We start from the raw sequence: 18,558 nt of genomic DNA on the forward strand, positions 1-18,558 counted from the left end.
AAGAGTTCGCTCAGAGTTGAAAATCCTATTTTAAATTTCGCATTCCGAATCGCGTTATCATTTTCAATATTGATGTTGCTTAGAAAGTCGGTTTTGTGGGCGCTGTGGACTTAAAACAAATATTCAAAACTCCAAATCCTATTATTGGTGTCGTTCATCTTCTGCCCCTGCCGACTTCTCCGCGCTGGGGCGGTAGTTTGAAGACCGTGATCGATCGCGCTGAACAAGAGGCAACCGCCTTAGCAGCAGGTGGCGTAGACGGCATTATTGTTGAAAATTTCTTTGACGCACCGTTCCCGAAAGATCACGTTGATCCCGCTGTTGTCAGCGCGATGACAGTGATTATTCAGCGGTTGATGCAGATGGTGGCGTTACCGATCGGCATTAATGTTTTGAGAAATGATGCTCAAAGTGCGTTAGCGATCGCGTCTTGTACACAGGCTCAGTTCATTCGCGTGAATGTCTGGACGGGCATCATGGCGACCGATCAAGGTTTGATCGAAGGTCGTGCCCATGAGTTGATGCGCTATCGGCGCGAATTGGGCAGTGATGTGAAAATTTTTGCCGATGTGCTGGTGAAACATGCGCGCCCCTTGAGTTCGACGAATCTCACGGTTGCAGTGCAAGACACGATCGAGCGTGGTTTGGCAGATGCCGTGATTCTTTCCGGTTGGGCAACAGGTGATCCGCCTAACTTAGAAGATCTAGAGTTAGCGCGAGATGCGGCTCAGGGCACGCCTGTCTTTGTCGGCAGTGGAGCAGATTGGGAAAATGTGCCTCAGATGATGCAGGTTGCCGATGGGGTGATTGTCTCGAGTTCACTGAAGCGGCAAGGGAAACGAGAGAATTCAATTGATCCGATTCGGGTAAGTCGATTCGTAGAAGCAGCAAGACGAGGGGTTCCAATGCCAAAAAATGACAAGGTTCCGCCTTCTGTCAAACTGCATACTTAAGAAATTTTTGAGAAATTTCACAGAAACCAAGAAATCGGAGCTTGTAAAAACTCCGATTTTTTTGCAGCTTGAGATGTTCTGCGGTTTGAGATTACGTGAACGATCTCGTTACCAAAATTCCCATTGCCAACAAAAATACTAACCCTAATAATCCTGCTAAGGGTTTGCGATCGATGCCCGTTCCCCATTCTGGAGCAGTGGCTTCGTACCTCAACATCTTTGCAGTATCCAGGCTCGCAATCATCCAGACCCAGCCCGCATGCAGTCCCCAAGGGAGTCCAATACTATTTTGATCTTGCACAAACGCCAAACACAACACAACACCCATTAATGCCAACCCTGGCAATTGTGGAATCTGGGCACGACCTTCCCAAATCAAATGCAGTGCCGAAAAAATGACGCTAGAAACAATCGCGGCGCTCCAAAAATCAGACGCAAATTCTCCAAAACAGAACCCGCGAAACACCCATTCTTCCGTAAATCCAATCCAAATCCCTAATACTAACGTCGGCAAACATGCCGCGAGCCACTGCTTCCAATTCTCCAGATTCCAGTGCAGCCAACCGATTGCAGTTTGCACGCCAAACAGAATTAAAATTCCGATCGCACCAATCCCTAACCCGATCGCACTGGAACTGAAAAGATGCAAATCCCAACTCACTCCAAATGTCGGGAAATCCCGCTCTTTTACCCGTGAAACTCCCCATAAAACGAGTGGAGCAATTCCGTAAAGTGAGGCGACAAGCGGTAATTTCTGTGACGATTGTAGCGGTTCAAATGGTCTCCACTTCATGGCAATTGCGATCGGAATCGCGAGCGGTAGCCATAACAGGAACCATGCCAAAAAAAAGAATCCTATCTGAATCAGAGGAGGCGCTTGTGAGAGACTCTTAACAAACGAATCCAACGCGATCGAGATAGGAAAATTCATTATCAAACTCAACTGATATTTATTTAGAAAGCGAACTAATCTTCTTCAGCGGTGTCCACTGCGCCATTTTTACTCGCTTTGTCGCTATCGAGTTGAATCAGATGGATATGCTTGTAACCCAGCTTAATTTCAAACTCGTCTCCCGGCTTTAAACCCATCGCTTTTGTATAAGCTGCGCCGATCACAATTTGCCCATTTTGATGAACACTGACGCGATAAGTCGGTTCACGTCCCCGTCCATCTTTTGTGCCTTCTGGGTCGAGAGGTAGCCCTTTCGCAACCAATAAAGCATCATAAAAATCAGTCAAATTGACACGAGTTTGGTTGTTCTTCGTGACAGTGTAATAGCCACATCGCTTAGCCGTTTCTCGACGAGGCAGATGGGACAGTTCTTTTACTTTTTGAAGTAATGCCTTCCCTGTTAATGGGGTGGTTGCAGGTTCACTCATCTGCTACAGGATTTCCCTAACGAATTCTGAAATGGTTCTTGAGCGTCAATGTTTGAATGTTTGACTTAATAAAATATATCTCTAAACGCCTATTTTTGAACAGTCACTTTGAATAATTTGCCACACTATCAATATTTTTGATTAAATCTTGCAATTCCATCCGGATACATTTCTAAGAATGCCTTTTTACATTGCTTGATGAAGTAGAATCTATGACTCTGAATGTCAGAAAAAATCCGTGCTCGAATCAAGAATTGTGATCACAATTATGAATTTGAATCGAAAGTTTAAGCTCGATTTAATGAAGACGATCGCTTTTATTTCAGGAGTTTACATCGATCGCCGAGCTTGAAACAACAGTGTTAAACTATGCTTCTGGATCAGCCGTACTCTGAGAGTGTATGCAAGTTGTTTTTAAGATTGTCCGACAGGATCAAAATGCTGCCTCGCGTGTGGAATCGTATTCATTAGAGGTAGAACCCGGAACTACGATTCTCGACTGCCTGAATCGAATTAAGTGGGAGCAAGATGGCACACTTGCCTATCGTAAAAATTGCCGCAATACAATTTGTGGCAGTTGTTCGATGCGAATTAATGGACGCTCGGCATTAGCTTGTAAGGAAAATGTGGGCAGTGAGGTAGCGAGATTTGCCCCCGATGCTGAGATTCCAGAAATTACGATCGCACCGATGGGAAATATGCCTGTGATCAAAGATTTGGTTGTGGATATGTCCAGCTTCTGGGCAAATTTGAAGGCGGTTGATCCCTATGTCAGTACTGCATCTCGCCAAATTCCAGAACGCGAATTTTTGCAATCTCCAGAAGAGCGTGACAAGCTCAATCAGACGGGCAATTGTATTATGTGCGGAGCCTGCTATTCCGAATGTAATGCGCGCGAGGTGAATCCGAATTTTGTCGGGCCTCATGCGCTCGCGAAAGCTTATCGGATGGTGGAAGATTCGCGTGACGATCTCAGCGACGATCGCTTGGATAAATACAACCAATCGACCGATGGAGTTTGGGGCTGTACTCGCTGTTATTACTGCAATGCGGTTTGTCCAATGGAGGTTGCTCCGATGGATCAAATTGGCAAGATTAAGCAAGAAATTCTCGCGCGTAAAACGACCGAAGTGACGCGCTCAATTCGTCACCGCAGAACTTTAATCGATTTGGTGAAAAAGGGCGGTTGGATTGATGAGCGTCAATTTGGGTTACAGGTGGTTGCCAATAATTTTCGCGATTTAGGTGGGTTGATTAGTCTGGCTCCATTGGGCGTGAGAATGTTGACGAAGCGCAAGCTGCCGATGGGATTCGAGCCGTCTGAAGGCGTGAAGACTGTACGATCGCTGATTGAATCTGTGCAGGCATTTGAGGCACAATCAAAACGTTGAGTTTTCGGAACGATTTGATGACTGAAAGTGCCCCTGAATCCCAGGAAACTGTGGAACAAGAAACCGAGAATCAACCTGCATTGGGTTGGACACCTTATGCCGAGTTAATGAATGGACGTTTTGCCATGATTGGATTTGTGGCATTGTTGATTCTACAATTTGTCACCCGTCAAGACTTTTTTACCTGGTTAGGCTTTTAATCTCTAGATACAGAATCTAGATAAAAAAAGGAGCGCTAGACTAGCGCTCCTTTTTCAATTCGTTCAATTCAATCGTTACCAAGTGTCTTGCCGATTTCCATCGATCGGGCGGTAGTCTACATAACCGCCGTCTTCAGGTTGATTGATATCTTCAACCGAGGAAGAACTCCGACGCGGGCGATTAGATTTAGCAGAATTGCGACGCGGCGGACGGCTCGTAAAATCTTCTTGAGGCTCATCAAATGACGCATCCCGACGCGGGCGACGACCTGACGGACCTAAACGAGGTTCACCTGCCCGCTCCGAACGCACTGGACGCTCGTACTCTTCTTCACGCTCAGGTCTTCTACGCCGAGCTTCGCGAAGCTGCTCACGACGCTCGCGTTCTGCAAAGCTTACGGTATAGTCGTCTTCAAACTCAGCCTGATAATTCCGGCTGACTGGACGACTATCATCGACGATCGGGGTTTCCCGTTTTGCTTGCTCGGTCGAAATTTGACGTAATCTCAAATTCTCAAACACAAAGTAGATAGCAGCTCCCGTCAGCAGGACTTGACCGAACTGCATGATCGGGTCAAACCGCCAGCCGTAAAAAATCAGAATCAACCCGCACAGTAGCCCAACTGCCGAAAAGAAAATATCGGTATCACGAGCAATTTGCGGTCGAAACGATCGAACTGCATACAGGGAAGTCCCGCCGACCGCCAGGACGATCCCAGAGATACTTGCCAAATTGAACTGAAAATTAACCATGTCCGGTCTCCAAGGATAGTCCTATGTTAGCGGCTTCTCCCGCAATTCTCCACGAAAATCTACGTTTAGAATAGGCAAAAACCTCAGTCTGTTCGCAAGCGTCCAGGTTCTGAGGTTCGACTCTAATATAACTGGTTCGGTTCAAATCACCAGTGTTTCTAATTAATTGCGTTGAATTTTGTCTTTTTGGCTAACGAAAATCAGAAATGCAGTTGCGGGAACCACGACGATTACGAGTCCTGCAACTAAGCTCAACAGAAAGTTCATTAAAGAAGGGGTCATAGGTCTTTCAAGTCCTTATCGACAACACGCAAGTCATCATAATTTTAATAGTTTGTCATGTATTTGTATAGCAAACCGTCGCAAAGTCCTGGATTTCTCGATTCAAGAATGAGGAACTGCTTGACTGCTACAATGCTTGCGTCGATTCTCGATAGAATGAGATCAAGTTACAAAGCTTAAAGATTTGGCACGAAAACTTATGGATGCTACAACGATCGCTCTTACTTCTCTCAGCATTGCGTTGGGTGCGATGACGTTTCTGTTTATTGTTCGAATTGTTTTGACTTGGTATCCGCAGGTGGAATTGCAGAAGTTCCCGTTCAATCTAGCCGCGATTCCAACTGAACCTTTTTTAGCGCTGACTCGCAAAGTGATTCAACCGTTGGGCGGAGTAGATATCACGCCAATTATTTGGGTCGGAATTTTCAGCCTGTTGCGTGAAATGCTGTTGGGTCAGCAAGGCATTTTGACGATGATGTTTTAAGCTGAAAGAACTTCAGCACTACCTGAAATGACACAAGCGAAACTTCGATTTAGCACGATCGAGGAATATTTGGCGTATGACGATGGAACTGACACCCGTTACGAGTTGGTGGATGGGGTGTTGGTAAACATGGGATCGGAAAAGAGACTGAATGAGAAAATTGCACTATGGCTGTTGAGCCAATTTCTACAAGTTGTCTCGATCGATTTAATTGCCAGAGGAACGCAAATCGCGGTTAAGAGTTCATCTGTAACGGCTCGGAACCCTGATTTGATGATTCTGACAGAAGACTTAGATCAGATGCTGAGCCAGCAGAATCAATCTCTAATCACGGCAAATATGCCTGCCCCAGTGCTTATCGTTGAAGTCGTCTCGCCCGGTGAACCTGGAAGCGAAAATTATGACAGAGACTACATCGATAAGCGAAGAGAATACGCAGAACGTGGTATCCTTGAATATTGGATCATTGATCCGGCTCGAAGTGTAGTGACTGTATTGCGCTTAGATGGAAAGCAATATCAAGAAGTCGGGCAATTTCAAGACTCTGATATTGTCCTTTCTCCAAGCTTTCCGCAACTGAATTTAACTGCGATGCAGATTCTAAAATCAGGCTGAAAGTTTGTCGATCGCTCGAGTTGAGCCGCTCCTAGTCTCTTCTCGAATTCACCAACTTACTCGATACACTTGGCATGGAATGCCGTCTTTATACCAGTCCGTAACTCTTCGCAGACTCCAATGAAATATCTGGCAGATTGCAAAGCATATCGTCCCACGTTTTCTGTGAGTGCAACGAATCTACAATCAGTGGAAGAGGATCTGAAAGAATTGCTGGAAAATCAGCCTCTTCAGGAAATTGAATTGTGAACGCTAACTGCTCTTGAGGAGGAGTAAATTGAGCGTTAACTCCTGCCTTGTTCCCTCTTGCATCAACCCGATACCAACCAATTTCAGGCAAATAGATTGCATTGAATCCGTGTAAGCTGTACGGCGCACCCTGATCATCAATACTCAAGCGCTGATAACAGAAACCTGTTGGAATCTGGTTTGCCCGTAATAGTGCTGCAAGCAAATGGCTTTTCGCAAAGCAATACCCTGTTTTATGTTGAAGCACATCTGATGCCCGACAAGTCACAGGATTCAGTTGGTAATCATAACTGTGACGAATTTCATCTCGTACCCACTCAAAACACGCTTTTGCAATTGCGATCGGAGTCTCACATTTTAATGCGATCTGATTGGCGCATTCCAGGATGTCGGGATGCTGCCAATCAATCATTTCACTAACTTTCAAAAACTCTTCCATCTCAAGCAAAGTGATCTGTCCAGGAGTTCCTATTTTCCCGACATCATTACCTTATCGACGAAATTTGTGTAAATATCGCCTTTCTGAAACTCAGGGGTTTCCAGAATTCGTTGATGGAAGTTGATTGTCGTTGGTAAACCTGTGACTGCACATTCTCGCAGCGCCCGCTTCATCCGCAGAATGGCAGACGGACGATCGTGTCCCCAAACAATCAATTTGCCAATCAAAGAATCGTAATACGGCGGAATCTCATAGTCGGTATAAACATGAGAATCCATGCGTACACCTGGCCCACTCGGCGGAAGATACCCGCTAATGCGTCCAGGGCTAGGTCGGAAATTGTGATCGGGATCTTCTGCATTAATTCGACACTCGATCGCGTGTCCACGCAGTTCAATATCGTCTTGAGTAAAGCGAAGTTCTTCCCCTTGGGCGATCCGAATCTGCTCTGCAATTAAGTCGGTTCCTGTAATCATCTCAGTCACAGGATGCTCAACCTGAATGCGAGTATTCATCTCCATGAAATAGAACTCACCTGAACGATCGAGCAAAAACTCAACGGTTCCTGCACCGACGTAATTAATCGACTTGGCGGCTGCAACCGCTGCTATTCCCATTTTTTGACGCAACTCAGGCGTAATTGCAGAACTGGGAGCTTCTTCTAACAGTTTTTGGTGACGACGCTGAATCGAGCATTCACGCTCACCCAAATGCACCACATTTCCATAACTATCTGCCAAAATCTGAAACTCAATATGTCGCGGATTTTGCACAAATTTTTCAACATACACCCCTGGATTGCCAAAAGCCGCTTCTGCTTCTCCTTGCGCTGCATGAAAGAGCTTTTCAAGTTGATCATCGTCGGGAACCAGCCGCATACCACGACCGCCGCCGCCTGCTGTCGCCTTAATGATGACCGGATAGCCGATCGATCTTGCAATCTCTCTCGCTTCTTCTTCGCTATGCACTAGGCCCTTACTGCCGGGAACCGTTGGCACTCCGACTTGCTGCATCGTTTTTTTCGCAGTCGATTTGTCCCCCATCGCTCGAATCGAATCGGGAGAAGGCCCAATAAACGCGATTTGGTGATCCGCACAAATTTCTGCGAAGCGAGCATTCTCGGCTAAGAATCCATAGCCAGGGTGAATCGCTGTGGCGTTGCGCGTCAGAGCTGCGGCAATAATATTGGGAATGTTGAGATAGCTCTTGCTACTGGCAGGTTCGCCAATACAGACCGCTTCATCGGCTAACTGAACGTGAAGAGAATTACGATCGATGGTCGAGTGCACCGCCACCGTCGAGATTCCCATCTCTTCACAGGTGCGAATGATTCGTAGGGCAATTTCTCCCCGGTTTGCAATTAAAATTTTTGAGAAACGCATTTCAGTAGCCTAGATCCGTAAACAGTAGGATAAAGCGAATAGGGGTGCATTGCGTAGATTTTTGTCGATTAGTTCGGGAGTTGCCGCATCACCGCAGGCGCAAGGGCTGACCAGAGCGGCGTATTAATTCCTGCCGCGTCTAAAGCTTCGGCTGACCAACTGTTACAAGTTCGTAATGCAGAATACTGTCCAGTTGCCGCATAAAAGCCATCGGTGGTGGCGGCTCCATCTTTAAGATGGATTAACTTACCTTGAGCATCGTGATCGAAGGAGTTCTGCACGAAATTGACAAACGCAAGATACTGTTCTCGATCGACTCCGACACATCGAACTTCTTTGGGTCGCTCCGCATAGCCTTGCACATACATGACCGAGGCATTGCCCGGTTTGAATAAGACTCTAGCAATATCGAAAACGTTCATACTCTGCCAATCTGGGACTTCTGTGTACCAAATACGATCGCCCCATCCCATTTTCAAATATCGGTAATCTTCATGTATATCACTGCCAATTTGTTCCAGGTTCAGAAATTTTTGCCAATCATAAACGCCGTTGTCAACTGGCATTATTAAATTCACATGCATCGCATCACCCTCAACATAGATTTGATACGGGTGATCGCTGCAAGATTGTGCAGTGTTCCAGCGACGGGGAGTGAAAAAGCCGATCGTCAAGGCACTGCTTAGTAACAAAACTCCACATATTGCGCTCTGAGCGAGGCGAATAAACGCAGTACGATACTTCATGTGAACTTATGAGTAGAGATTATGGGCAGAAAACCGACTCCCACTGAAAAAAGAGTGACGCTATCGGGGGTGAGTTGGCAAGCATTTGAAGAATTGCTTGGGGAGTTGGGGACAGAGCGCACCGCCCGGATGACCTACGATCGCGGCAAGCTGGAAATGATGACCCCGCTTGAAGAACACGATCGCTGTAATCGCTTGATCGAGTCACTGATTTTGGTGATTGCAGATGAACTCTATCTAAAAATTCAGTCGCTTGGATCGGTGTTGCTGACACTTCCGGAGGTGGGTCGTGCGATTCAACCCGAAGGCGCTTATTCGCTGAGCGAGGTGCGCTTGACGAAGCGAGCAGAGATGGATATGAGCCGAGTGGCTCCCCCCGATTTAGCCGTTGAAATTGCGATTAATGTTGGCAAGCTCGATCGCTTTTCGATGTATGCCTCGATGGGCGTGCCGGAACTGTGGTTTTATCTGACTACAGTTGGAGATGATGTGCTGAAAGGGAATTTGCAGATTTTTCAGCTTCAAGGCGATCGCTATGTGGAGACGGCGAATAGTCGATTATTTCCGACGTTACCTGGAAAGCGAATTTTAGAGTTTTTAGAGCAGAGCGATACGATCGGGCTAGCTCAGGCTTTAACTGTGCTACGCGACTGGGCAAAAAAGCAACTTTGAAGCTAGAAGTGCAGTTGTGTATTTAAGAGAATGTTCTACAAAGTATCAACTGTTTCCTTGCTCCGTTCTAGCTCGCCCCGGAATGAAATCCCAGGGCTAACGGTGCGAAGTCCACTAAAGGGACTGAAGACCCCATTCTGGTTGGCTGTTAGTCCCTTCAGTGGACTTTGTTCAACTAGCCCCGAATTCATTCCGGGGCGGGTGAGTGTGTCTCAACGATTACTTTGTAAAACATCCTCTAAAACTCTACATCGTCCTCTTCCGCTTCTCCAATGACTGAAAGCGGAAATTGCTGCTTTAAAGCTGGAATGACTGGGCAAGGTGCGCGATCGTCTAAATTTTCCGGCTTGCTCCAGCTAAATGGAGCTTGCTTTGCCGCAGAAAGCCACAACAATCGTTTTGCTCGCGTCATCGCAACATACAACAGTCGAAACTCTTCAGCCGTTTTCAGATATCCGGCACGTTCCCAAGCTTGATCATTATCAGGAATCGGTTCTTGATGCACGATCGCTCTAATTTGTGCTCGTGCAACTTCCGGCAAAGTATACTCTCCCAAGAACCTTGCTGCTGGAGGAATGTAGAGCGATCCAGGAATCATATTCTCATGCAAAAAAGGCATGAACACATAGTCCCAATCTAATCCTTTAGCTTTGTGCATTGTAATGATAGTAATCTGACTGGCACGAACATAGCGATCGTCATCTTCTGCTTCGACTGGCTCAAATCGCTCCGAAGTCACAATCTCTGCGAGTACTTCTAAAATAGCAGTCAGCGAATTCTCCCGCGTTTGCTGCATGATGCGTTCTGCAAGCTTGTCTGCGGTTGCTAATTCGGTTTGCTCATAGTTCAGCGTATAAGCTAAAAACGAAATGAGTTGATACAGCGGTAGCTCTAATCTCGCTCGGAGCAAGCTAGTACAGAACCGACTAGCTTGTTGTACTTGCGGAGATTGCGGTGGATCAAGCGGAGCCGGATATAAAAATTGTTCAGGAAAAGCAATCAGCGCATTGAGATCTTGGGCGGGAATGATGCGACGATGCACAAACACTGATAAGGCTGCTTTGAGATTATCCGGTGAATGCGGTCGATCGAGAAATTGTAATAGTGAGAGCATTTCAGCCGGAATATGCGACTGACGATCGCGCATTCCTACCTCAAAAATTGCAAGCTTTTCATCAAACCAGCGTGTGAGTTCTCTCGCCACAAATCGCCCTTGATCATTCGTTCTAACTAACACAGCAGCAGTGCGGTGTGGAAACTGGTTGAATAGTGCGATCGCTCTCTTACCAATCCATTCCACAGTTTGATGCACATCTTCTGGCGTGTGAATCTCAAAGCCTAATCCTTCAGGATTGGGATTGGCATCTGCTTGTGGGTCATTCGCAGCAACAGGGTGAATCATCTGCGATCGAAATGGTGCAGTTTCTTCTTTGGCATAAGTTCGATTTACCCATTTCAAAACATAGTTAGCCGCTTCAAGAATAATGCGACTGCTGCGACCTGCTTGATTCATTTCCGCAAGTCGATTTTCTAAAGAACAAGCCTGACAGAATTCTCGAAAGAAAACCGGATCAGCAGGCGTAAAGGTTGAGTTAATGGCTTGATTCGGATCACCCACTCGAATCAAATTCTGCTGATCGGAATCTGCATCAGTCGCCAATAGTTCTAGTAACTGAGTCTGAAGCGGGCTAGAATCTTGAGCTTCATCTTCAAACACTGCAAAAACTTGAGATTGCCAACGCGATCGCACACTCGGATGCTCTAAGACTCTCAATGCACCGAGAATCATCTCGTCATAATCAATAAAATTCCTTTGCTGTAATTGCAGTTGATATTGCTCATACAGTCCTGCTGCGATCGCTAAAATGTCATACTCATCCGAGGTCACTTGATTTCTCAAATCCTCAGGTGCCAATCCCGAACTCTTAGCTTCTCGAATTACGGTTTCAGCTAATGCAGGCAGAACTTCAGTTCTCAAGACAGATTGCCGTCTCAAGCGTTCTGTCTCTTCTCCATCGAATTGCTGCCCCTCTAACAAGCGTTGATACAAGGTTGGATTCATACCAATCCATTGCTCAACACTGGTTCGGATCAGGCGACTGCCTTGTGTTGGAGTAATCAGCACTGCGTCTGGATTCAAGTTCGATCTCTCAGGAGCACTTCGAGCGATCGACCAGGCTAATCCATGCAAGGTATGTACGACGAAACCGCCTTGAGGCAAACTGAGCGTTTTCAGATGCGCTCGAATTTTAGATTTAATATTTGCAGCGGCAGATCGCGTAAAGGTGACGACGACTAACTGCCGCCGACTATGCAGTTGATATTTCGCGATCGTCATTGCTGCTGCAACTGCCATTCCGGTCGATTTTCCGGCTCCTGGCACGGCGGAAACTGCCAACCGACCTTCGCTCCAATCTGCAATCTCTCGTTGCCCAGGACGAAGTGTACTGCGTAATTCTTGCAGTAACTTCTCGCGCATTTCTAAGACCGTTGAAACTACAGGTTCGGTTGTCATATGTGAATCAGATAGTTTGTACTATTAATTTAAACGGTATTCTGGTTGACTGCAGAATTGAAACGAAATCTATTCGGAAGCTGAGCCTATTTTTTCAGACAAATTCTCTGGTTTCAAGAGATACGACCTCGAACTGTCATACTCTTGCTGTTGCAGTCCAACACACTTTTTGTTGCAACTCTAACAAATCGTTTTAACGTGCGGATACTTCAGAATTTTTTGATCGTAGGTGACGAGTTCAATATCGTAGCGGCGTGCGATCGCAATAAGAATTCGATCAGCAGGATCTTTATGAAACTCATCAGGGAGTTGGGTACTTGCAATAGCATCGAGTGGATTGAGAGGCTCAATTATTATACCAGGTCGAGTTTTTGCAAGTGCAAACCACTCATCCATTGGAAGCGGTAATGGCAATTTTCCTGCGCTATTCTTGACTGCAACTTCCCAAACCGAAATGGCAGAAACAAGAATCGCGTCTTGGTTTTCGTTGAGTGTGACTAAATTTCGAGCGCGATCGGATAGCTGTTCTGGGGTATGGAGCCACCAGAGCCAAGTGTGAGTATCGAGCAAAATCATTGTTCCAAAGCATCCCATAACTCGCTCATTGGCTCATCAAAATCTGGAGGAATTGTCAGAGGGAGACTGCGTAGGGGATGGTTTGGACTACGATCTCGATTTAGATTGTCAGTGTCTTGGGAAGATTCGCTGGTGACAGTTGGAATCAGACTTTGGATGACCGACTGAATGATGCGAAGTCGATCAGTGGGACTGAGACTGAGAAGTTGTTTTTCGAGTTCTTCAAGCGGCATGGCTGGAAAGACCAATGGGTTCTCTTTTGCTTCAGTTTAATTCATTTCCACTGTTGGCAGACCTCACGCATGGCATCAACCATGCCTCGGACGGCTTCTTTTCCGCCGAGATGAACGATCGCTGGGTAGAGCGTAGCAAAGTCTAACAAAAGATCGCCCCGATTGCGGTGAGCGAGGTAGCGAAGGTAAGTTGTCCAATCAAGATATGAGAGAGAGACAAGACAAGGCAGCGACAAGTGTGTTTCAGGCAGTCTATCAACTCTACCAGCGAGTATTCTTGCGTGTCTATGTGTAACTTGACCATGAGTCGTTCTTTCCTCCTCCTTAGCAAAACGATCAGGGCTAATTTTAGCTAAGGCAGTTAATAGCGCTACACGGCTCAGCTTATCCTCAACTGACCAGGCTACATCTAACGCTTCTGTAAAGTAAGCCGGCTCAGATTGAGCTATGGCAGCCAAAGCTAATGCACTTAATGCTTCTGCACGGCTCAGTTCATCCTCAATTTTCCAGGCTACATCTAACGCTTCTGTAAAGAAAGTAAGGTCAAAAAAGACACTTGATATGTTCTGAGCTTGAGCCAGTGCTTCCATTGCTTCCATAAAATAAGTAGAATCAAATTGGGCTATGATGCCCAATGAAATGACATAAACTCTCTCATCTCGAATTAACCGCGCCGCTTCTAACAACTGCGTAAAGTCAGCATGGTTAATTTGGGATAAGGCAACTAAGGTTTCCTTTCTATGGGAAGAAGCTCGCAATGACATAAATGCTTCTAGCAATTGAGCAAAATCAGCAGTATCAATTTGAGCTAAGGCTGAGATACACCAATCAGCGCACGCATTGTACCCGTTCTCCGGGATGAGCTGCCGCACTGCATCTAAGGCTTTTGAAAAATAAGTAGGCTTACTCTCGGCTAATGCGGTTAGTATCCTTGTATGAGTGTCTCTACGCTCACATTCGTCCTGAATCAACTGCTCTGCTTCTAACAATTGAGCAATGTCAACATCGGTAGTAACGATTTGAGCTAAACTGCTTAAGGCAAGTCCTCGATTATACTCTGACGGAATTAGCCACACTGCATCTAAAGCTTCTGAAAAATAAGCAGGGTTGATATGAGCTAAAGTATGCAGTACTTCTGCACGTCTTATACTAATCCTTAACAGTTCGGTAGGGTCTATTGAATTCTCTTGAATTGATCGAGCTGTATGCAAAGCTTCTGAAAAATAAGCGGAATCAACTTGTGCTAGAGAACTCAATACTTTGGCACGATAGCCTTCATTTTGAATCGACCGCACCAACTCCAACAGATGAGTAAGTTCAGCATTGTCAATTTGAGTCATTGCACACAATACGATTGATCGATAAAACTCATTTTGGATTGACCGTACCACATCTAATAGTTGAGAAGAATCAGCAGTGTTAACGGGAACGACAAATCTCTCCAACGCCTCCACAAGGTCTAACTCAATTTCGATCGACTGTACAGTATCCAGGGCTTCTGAAAAGTAAGCAATATCGATTTGTGCCAGTCTACTCAACACCTCTGCGCGTTGATAACCGTCTTGAATCAACCTTGCTGTAGCCAATGCTTCTATAAGATAAGCAGAATCAGTTTGAGCGATAGAGCTTAACGCCATAGCACGCCAGTAGTCATTTTGTATGGCTCGTGCCTTTTCAATTGCCAGCCTAAATGTTGGTTCAGGTAAATATGGTGTGAGCGCTTGAATCGCCTCATTAATGTTTTTTTCGTTCTGCATCTGCTCCACATATGCCCAAGCCTGTGCTGGAGTCCAATACTGGTGTTTCAAAAACTCTGCCATCATTCCAGCAGGTAAATTCTCCACCAAACTATTCAAAGTCGCCGTAATCAACGCATACCGACACTGAAGCACGATCGATTTCGTCCTATCTTCCTCATACTGCTGCTCCGCAACCTCCCAACCTCGTTTCACATCCTGCACAAAAATCGCAGGCTGCCCAATGCGATCGCATGCCTCAAACCAAGCATTCCTTCCATGCTCATCACTCATCGCCATCAGCGCATGAATCTCATCCTCCATTCCCGCCTGCACAAAATGCCAAGTCAAATGCCGATAAATATATCCATCATTCGGCAAGCGATCCCAGCGTCCCTCAGCTTGTAGACGATAACGCTCTAGCAATTGAGCATGAGCCGAGGCAAGATTTTGAATTTTAGATTTTAGATTTTGGATTGGAGTTAACAGACTCCGAAGCGGCTCAGAAAGCGCATCCTGCTCTAGCAATCCTCGTGCCGTATCATGCATCAAATCATGCACTCGAAACGTCGGTTCACCTTCTAGCGTTTCCGTTCCACTTGTCAGAAACGATCGATTCTTCAACAACACCAGTACTTTTTTCGCCTGCACCCGTGGCAACTCCCACAAAGTCATTGCCATCCGCACATCCAGGCTCACATCCTCTGGCAATACTCCCAACCAAGCAAACTGCCACAACTGCTCCGCGCTCAATCGCCGCAAACTCAAATTAAAACAAGCCCGCAAACTATATTTGCGCTGTTCTTTCTCATCGAGCGTTTCCCAGGCTTCTGAAGAATCTAGCACCTCTAACGCTACCGCCCGACGCTCCGTCTCAAACTCCGATCGCAATTCTCCCCAACTTAACCCATCGCGCACCTGATTTGCCGCCAAATCCAGCGCCAACGGCAAATATCCCAATGATTTCGCAAATGCTTTTACCTCGGATTCCTGTGCAGGGTTCCATTGTCGATTTAACTTCTGTCGAACAAGCGCGATCGCTTCTTCCTCCGACATTAGATCCAGTGCATGAACCTCCGCACCCTCAATCTGAGCCTCCCGTGTCGTTACCAACATCCGACACGCCGCGCCTCCCACCCGAAAATGCTCCACATGCGCCCCAATCCAAACATCATCGACCACAAGCAACATTCGCTTTTCAATCAACAACGTCTGCAAATACCTTGAAGCAGCTTCTAAGGTCGTTGCCGAGTAGCTCTCCCGCGACTTATCCAACGTCCGAATCCAATCCCCTAGCAAACTCTGAAGATCCGGCTTCTGTCCCAAAGTCACCCAAAGAATTCCATCCTCAAAGCGTTCTTGAACTTCAGGATCAAGCACTAAAGCGGTCGCCAATACCGATTTTCCTAGTCCGCCCAAGCCAGCGATCGCACTCACCACTAAAGGCTTCTCGCTCTCTTCCAGCAATAATGCTTTCACCGCATTCAAAGCCTCTGGTCGCTCCACAAAGTTCTCCGGCAATCGTACCCCTGGTAGCGGTGCACCCCGTTTCATCACCGATTTTCTAGGCTTTGCCAAAGCCGGATTCAGTTCTACCGCCACCCGCCGAATTTCTTGAGCGATCGCACTCAACGCCGTCTCGATATCTCCTGCCGTAACAGGCTTTCTCCCCTTCGGCAAAACTTCCAACTCTGCAAATGGCGCACTTTCCCAATCACAAGGCTTGAGCAAAATCGGAATCACCCGCGCCTGTCGATTTTCATGCCGCTCGAGCGCTCTTTGCATCTCAATTTCATAGCGATCTGACGCAATAAAAGCTGCGCTGATGAGCAACAAAATAATCTCAGCTTGATCAATCTGCTGTGCGATCTCTGGCTCGCGCTCCGTTCCAGCCATAATGTCAGAAACATCCCAAGTATCAAGAATACGCTCTCGCTTCAGCAAACTCAGATGCTGAACAAGTCGATCGCGCAGATCTTGGTCAGGTTGAGCATACGAGAGAAACAGACGCATGAGGCAGCATTCAGGAAAATTGAGCAGATCAGAGCAACGTTTTTCTCTAGCTTAAGGTAGAGACGGTATTCTAAGAGAGCGGAAAACTAAAACAAAAGACTATGACGCGATCAGAAGCTGAGACTATTTTGCGGCAATTTATTTGTAATGATCCGAAGACCGTAACAACCGATTACGCTGTCTTACGAAAAGCGGTTTCACAAGTTGTAGAACTTTCGGACTATCAGATTTTTGGAGTCTGTGCAGGAACCGCGAAAGAGGGACTCCAAGCCCTTTCACAGTATGTGAATGCAATCGGCTACGACATGCCAGAGATCCAAGAAATTGCAGGTGAGGTTTATATCAAGTTCAATCCAAATTTACGGCGATCGCACATTGAACCCTATGTAGGCAAACATCGTGGCGTTTTAATTTCTTGCCAGTCTGCTTATGATGACGGAGTGAACGAAACATTCGGACATTTGCCGCTCGATTTGTTTGCTTAAGATCTATCGCAAGATGCTTCGGGATTTACAAGCGAGACGATAATCTGTTCAAAGACGATCGAGGTAATTTATGGTGGATGCAATTTTGGCGCGATCGAAAGAACTCAAACAAGCGCTGACCGATTTTGTTTACGACGCAGAAGGAGAGTTAGCGACTGCATTTGAAAAGTTCGTCGCCGATCGCTTAGAGCAATCTCAAGCACGAGATAGCAAACACCGAGAGACGGTTGTCGATATCTTTCTGAGTCATGGGCAGATTGGCACGAAATCACCCTTGGAATTGTTTGTTGAAAGCGAGCCAGAATTGTCAGCGAGCGATCGACAACTCGTTTTGAACTGGAAACATAACTTTTCAGGATTGTTTGCAATTCAAGAAATCTTACCGGATGGTTTCAAATTAATGAATTGGCTCACGACTAAGCTGTATAGCGTGAAGCCGAATGATGAAGACACGCAAAATGCAATGTCGCGGCTCAAACTCGGAGAAATGCTCACAACACGCATTGCACCTGTGGAAGAGTACTGGACGTTTTTTAGTCCGTTTACTCAGCTAGGAAAGCTCGGAAAGCCAAAGCTAGCAGTCGCGATCGGAAATTTTCGCCAAAACTATAAATCTGATCTTTACGGCGATGCACCTGAGTTACTAGAAGAAGCTTGGAAGTCAGTAGAACGCTATCACCAGGACTTTCTCGACTTTTTTGGAAGTGAACAGATAACCTTGTCGGGCTACCATCTGAGCAAGAAAATTTCTGAGTTTCAAGAGTTTCTCACACAGCGACGACTCGATGAAGTTGGACTCGATAAAAACAAGTCCATCACAGAACTTGCGCAAGAAGCAGGCGTGAGTGATGAAGAACTTGCTGAAATGGCAGAAGCAATGGGATTAGATGCAGAATCGGCTGCCAAAATGCTACAAAACAAAACGGCTGCTAAGATGGCAGCCCCGCACGTCGAACTGCCACCCGATTTGAAAAAAGCTGAAGAAGTAACAGTTCTAGCTCATCCACGATGGGGGCAGATATTGCTCACCACTTACACACAATTTGAGGCGCTATTAAAAGCAGAAGATTGGAGAAGTGTGAAAGGGGCGGAAGCCTTGGTTCAGAAATATCTCAATGATGCTGAAATCAATGCGTTTGTGTGGCATCGATTTGCTGAACAGTATCCGACTCAGTTAGAGAAGGTGTTGCAGGAATATACGGGACTACCATTTAATTTGGAGCGAGATTTAGATCCCTTACTTCAGATGCATCGTAAACCTTTAGAACCCACTTTGCCTGATATAGCGAGTGTTCCGATTCACCTGCACAATCTATTTCAGGAAGCATTAGCAGAGGTTAGTAAAACGAAATCGAAGGAGAAAGCAGCGAAGAAGGCGAAAGGTTTTCAGCGTTGAGGATTGCTTGGGGTGAGAACTCCGACTGTACTTGAAAAGCCAAAGTTCTCAAGCCCCA

At 46.2% G+C, this 18,558-nt stretch carries 19 protein-coding genes; 8 read left to right on the top strand and 11 right to left on the bottom strand.

The annotated features are described in order from the left end of the window. Window positions 1–104: 104 nt before the first annotated feature. Window positions 105–953, top strand: coding sequence for a photosystem I biogenesis protein BtpA (btpA, locus tag OU814_RS06075; RefSeq protein WP_026148847.1), 849 nt, complete (start codon window positions 105–107; stop codon window positions 951–953). 91 nt (window positions 954–1,044) lie between these two features. Here the strand turns inward: btpA and OU814_RS06080 are convergent, their stop codons facing one another. Together OU814_RS06080 and OU814_RS06085 are read right to left on the bottom strand one after the other, a co-directional pair. Continuing rightward, the gene (locus tag OU814_RS06080; protein WP_268181297.1) at window positions 1,045–1,884 is read right to left on the bottom strand and encodes a CPBP family intramembrane glutamic endopeptidase; all 840 of its coding nucleotides are present in this window, start codon (window positions 1,882–1,884) and stop codon (window positions 1,045–1,047) included. A 35-nt stretch (window positions 1,885–1,919) separates the two neighbouring features. Continuing rightward, complete coding sequence (locus tag OU814_RS06085; RefSeq protein WP_017289880.1) at window positions 1,920–2,333, bottom strand: AbrB family transcriptional regulator; 414 nt, start codon at window positions 2,331–2,333, stop codon at window positions 1,920–1,922. A gap of 401 nt (window positions 2,334–2,734) precedes the next feature. Between OU814_RS06085 and OU814_RS06090 the strand changes: the two genes are divergently transcribed. After that, window positions 2,735–3,724: a succinate dehydrogenase/fumarate reductase iron-sulfur subunit gene (locus OU814_RS06090; RefSeq protein WP_268181299.1), complete on the top strand. Its 990-nt coding sequence runs from the start codon at window positions 2,735–2,737 to the stop codon at window positions 3,722–3,724. A gap of 17 nt (window positions 3,725–3,741) precedes the next feature. Beyond that, entirely contained in the window at window positions 3,742–3,924 is a 183-nt protein-coding gene (locus OU814_RS06095) for a chlorophyll a/b-binding protein (RefSeq protein ID WP_017289877.1), read from the top strand. Window positions 3,925–3,999: 75 nt separating this feature from the next. On the opposite strand, the gene OU814_RS06100 is transcribed toward OU814_RS06095, so the two are convergent. Beyond that, window positions 4,000–4,677, bottom strand: a complete 678-nt coding sequence (locus OU814_RS06100) for a Ycf66 family protein (protein WP_017289876.1) — start codon at window positions 4,675–4,677, stop codon at window positions 4,000–4,002. Window positions 4,678–4,839: 162 nt separating this feature from the next. Further along, complete coding sequence (psbX, locus tag OU814_RS06105) at window positions 4,840–4,959, bottom strand: photosystem II reaction center X protein (protein WP_017289875.1); 120 nt, start codon at window positions 4,957–4,959, stop codon at window positions 4,840–4,842. Window positions 4,960–5,158: 199 nt separating this feature from the next. On the opposite strand from psbX, the gene OU814_RS06110 reads away from it, so the two are divergent. Together OU814_RS06110 and OU814_RS06115 are read left to right on the top strand one after the other, a co-directional pair. Continuing rightward, window positions 5,159–5,443 (top strand): YggT family protein, encoded by a 285-nt coding sequence (locus OU814_RS06110; protein WP_017289874.1) that lies wholly within the window; start codon window positions 5,159–5,161, stop codon window positions 5,441–5,443. A gap of 27 nt (window positions 5,444–5,470) precedes the next feature. Further along, complete coding sequence (locus OU814_RS06115; protein ID WP_268181302.1) at window positions 5,471–6,058, top strand: Uma2 family endonuclease; 588 nt, start codon at window positions 5,471–5,473, stop codon at window positions 6,056–6,058. Between the two features lie 88 nt (window positions 6,059–6,146). Here the strand turns inward: OU814_RS06115 and OU814_RS06120 are convergent, their stop codons facing one another. From OU814_RS06120 to OU814_RS06130, 3 genes are all read right to left on the bottom strand, one after another. Beyond that, complete coding sequence (locus OU814_RS06120; protein WP_268181304.1) at window positions 6,147–6,746, bottom strand: transglutaminase-like domain-containing protein; 600 nt, start codon at window positions 6,744–6,746, stop codon at window positions 6,147–6,149. Between the two features lie 29 nt (window positions 6,747–6,775). Further along, the gene (accC, locus tag OU814_RS06125; RefSeq protein ID WP_017289871.1) at window positions 6,776–8,128 is read right to left on the bottom strand and encodes an acetyl-CoA carboxylase biotin carboxylase subunit; all 1,353 of its coding nucleotides are present in this window, start codon (window positions 8,126–8,128) and stop codon (window positions 6,776–6,778) included. Window positions 8,129–8,196: 68 nt separating this feature from the next. Next, window positions 8,197–8,874 carry a TIGR02117 family protein gene (locus OU814_RS06130; RefSeq protein ID WP_268181306.1) on the bottom strand — a complete coding sequence of 226 codons (678 nt, stop codon included), beginning with the start codon at window positions 8,872–8,874 and terminating at the stop codon, window positions 8,197–8,199. A gap of 21 nt (window positions 8,875–8,895) precedes the next feature. Here OU814_RS06130 and OU814_RS06135 point away from each other — a divergent pair, with 21 nt between their 5' ends. After that, on the top strand, window positions 8,896–9,546 hold the full coding sequence (locus tag OU814_RS06135; RefSeq protein WP_190652815.1) for a Uma2 family endonuclease: 651 nt from the start codon (window positions 8,896–8,898) through the stop codon (window positions 9,544–9,546). A 238-nt stretch (window positions 9,547–9,784) separates the two neighbouring features. Here the strand turns inward: OU814_RS06135 and OU814_RS06140 are convergent, their stop codons facing one another. The 4 genes from OU814_RS06140 to OU814_RS06155 form a co-directional block, all read right to left on the bottom strand. Beyond that, window positions 9,785–12,061, bottom strand: coding sequence for an ATP-dependent helicase (locus tag OU814_RS06140; RefSeq protein WP_268181308.1), 2,277 nt, complete (start codon window positions 12,059–12,061; stop codon window positions 9,785–9,787). A gap of 180 nt (window positions 12,062–12,241) precedes the next feature. Next, window positions 12,242–12,637, bottom strand: coding sequence for a type II toxin-antitoxin system VapC family toxin (locus tag OU814_RS06145; protein WP_268181310.1), 396 nt, complete (start codon window positions 12,635–12,637; stop codon window positions 12,242–12,244). Further along, window positions 12,634–12,870, bottom strand: coding sequence for a hypothetical protein (locus OU814_RS06150; protein WP_268181312.1), 237 nt, complete (start codon window positions 12,868–12,870; stop codon window positions 12,634–12,636). Before OU814_RS06150 ends, OU814_RS06145 begins: the two co-directional genes overlap by 4 nt. Window positions 12,871–12,911: 41 nt before the next feature. Continuing rightward, a complete protein-coding gene (locus OU814_RS06155; RefSeq protein ID WP_268181314.1) occupies window positions 12,912–16,619 on the bottom strand; it encodes a toll/interleukin-1 receptor domain-containing protein in 3,708 nt (1,235 codons plus the stop codon). Window positions 16,620–16,720: 101 nt separating this feature from the next. Here OU814_RS06155 and OU814_RS06160 point away from each other — a divergent pair, with 101 nt between their 5' ends. Both OU814_RS06160 and OU814_RS06165 read left to right on the top strand, forming a co-directional pair. Beyond that, complete coding sequence (locus OU814_RS06160; protein WP_268181316.1) at window positions 16,721–17,104, top strand: DUF1824 family protein; 384 nt, start codon at window positions 16,721–16,723, stop codon at window positions 17,102–17,104. Between the two features lie 70 nt (window positions 17,105–17,174). Continuing rightward, window positions 17,175–18,500 carry a hypothetical protein gene (locus OU814_RS06165; protein ID WP_268181317.1) on the top strand — a complete coding sequence of 442 codons (1,326 nt, stop codon included), beginning with the start codon at window positions 17,175–17,177 and terminating at the stop codon, window positions 18,498–18,500. The last annotated feature ends 58 nt before the right edge of the window (window positions 18,501–18,558 follow it).

Origin of the sequence: Leptolyngbya sp. GGD, assembly GCF_026735145.1 — a bacterium.
GTDB classification, from domain to species: Bacteria; Cyanobacteriota; Cyanobacteriia; order Leptolyngbyales; family Leptolyngbyaceae; genus Leptolyngbya; species Leptolyngbya boryana.

What these genes read in the sequence shown, in the direction of transcription:
- OU814_RS06150 (WP_268181312.1), bottom strand. Translation starts at nt 12,870, where the DNA reads ATGCCGCTTGAAGAACTCGAAAAACAACTTCTCAGTCTCAGTCCCACT.
- OU814_RS06110 (WP_017289874.1), top strand. Translation starts at nt 5,159, where the DNA reads ATGGATGCTACAACGATCGCTCTTACTTCTCTCAGCATTGCGTTGGGT.
- OU814_RS06145 (WP_268181310.1), bottom strand. Translation starts at nt 12,637, where the DNA reads ATGATTTTGCTCGATACTCACACTTGGCTCTGGTGGCTCCATACCCCA.
- OU814_RS06165 (WP_268181317.1), top strand. Translation starts at nt 17,175, where the DNA reads ATGGTGGATGCAATTTTGGCGCGATCGAAAGAACTCAAACAAGCGCTG.
- accC (WP_017289871.1), bottom strand. Translation starts at nt 8,128, where the DNA reads ATGCGTTTCTCAAAAATTTTAATTGCAAACCGGGGAGAAATTGCCCTA.
- OU814_RS06090 (WP_268181299.1), top strand. Translation starts at nt 2,735, where the DNA reads ATGCAAGTTGTTTTTAAGATTGTCCGACAGGATCAAAATGCTGCCTCG.
- OU814_RS06160 (WP_268181316.1), top strand. Translation starts at nt 16,721, where the DNA reads ATGACGCGATCAGAAGCTGAGACTATTTTGCGGCAATTTATTTGTAAT.
- OU814_RS06140 (WP_268181308.1), bottom strand. Translation starts at nt 12,061, where the DNA reads ATGACAACCGAACCTGTAGTTTCAACGGTCTTAGAAATGCGCGAGAAG.
- OU814_RS06100 (WP_017289876.1), bottom strand. Translation starts at nt 4,677, where the DNA reads ATGGTTAATTTTCAGTTCAATTTGGCAAGTATCTCTGGGATCGTCCTG.
- psbX (WP_017289875.1), bottom strand. Translation starts at nt 4,959, where the DNA reads ATGACCCCTTCTTTAATGAACTTTCTGTTGAGCTTAGTTGCAGGACTC.
- OU814_RS06095 (WP_017289877.1), top strand. Translation starts at nt 3,742, where the DNA reads ATGACTGAAAGTGCCCCTGAATCCCAGGAAACTGTGGAACAAGAAACC.
- OU814_RS06085 (WP_017289880.1), bottom strand. Translation starts at nt 2,333, where the DNA reads ATGAGTGAACCTGCAACCACCCCATTAACAGGGAAGGCATTACTTCAA.
- OU814_RS06120 (WP_268181304.1), bottom strand. Translation starts at nt 6,746, where the DNA reads ATGGAAGAGTTTTTGAAAGTTAGTGAAATGATTGATTGGCAGCATCCC.
- OU814_RS06080 (WP_268181297.1), bottom strand. Translation starts at nt 1,884, where the DNA reads ATGAATTTTCCTATCTCGATCGCGTTGGATTCGTTTGTTAAGAGTCTC.
- OU814_RS06130 (WP_268181306.1), bottom strand. Translation starts at nt 8,874, where the DNA reads ATGAAGTATCGTACTGCGTTTATTCGCCTCGCTCAGAGCGCAATATGT.
- OU814_RS06155 (WP_268181314.1), bottom strand. Translation starts at nt 16,619, where the DNA reads ATGCGTCTGTTTCTCTCGTATGCTCAACCTGACCAAGATCTGCGCGAT.
- OU814_RS06115 (WP_268181302.1), top strand. Translation starts at nt 5,471, where the DNA reads ATGACACAAGCGAAACTTCGATTTAGCACGATCGAGGAATATTTGGCG.
- OU814_RS06135 (WP_190652815.1), top strand. Translation starts at nt 8,896, where the DNA reads ATGGGCAGAAAACCGACTCCCACTGAAAAAAGAGTGACGCTATCGGGG.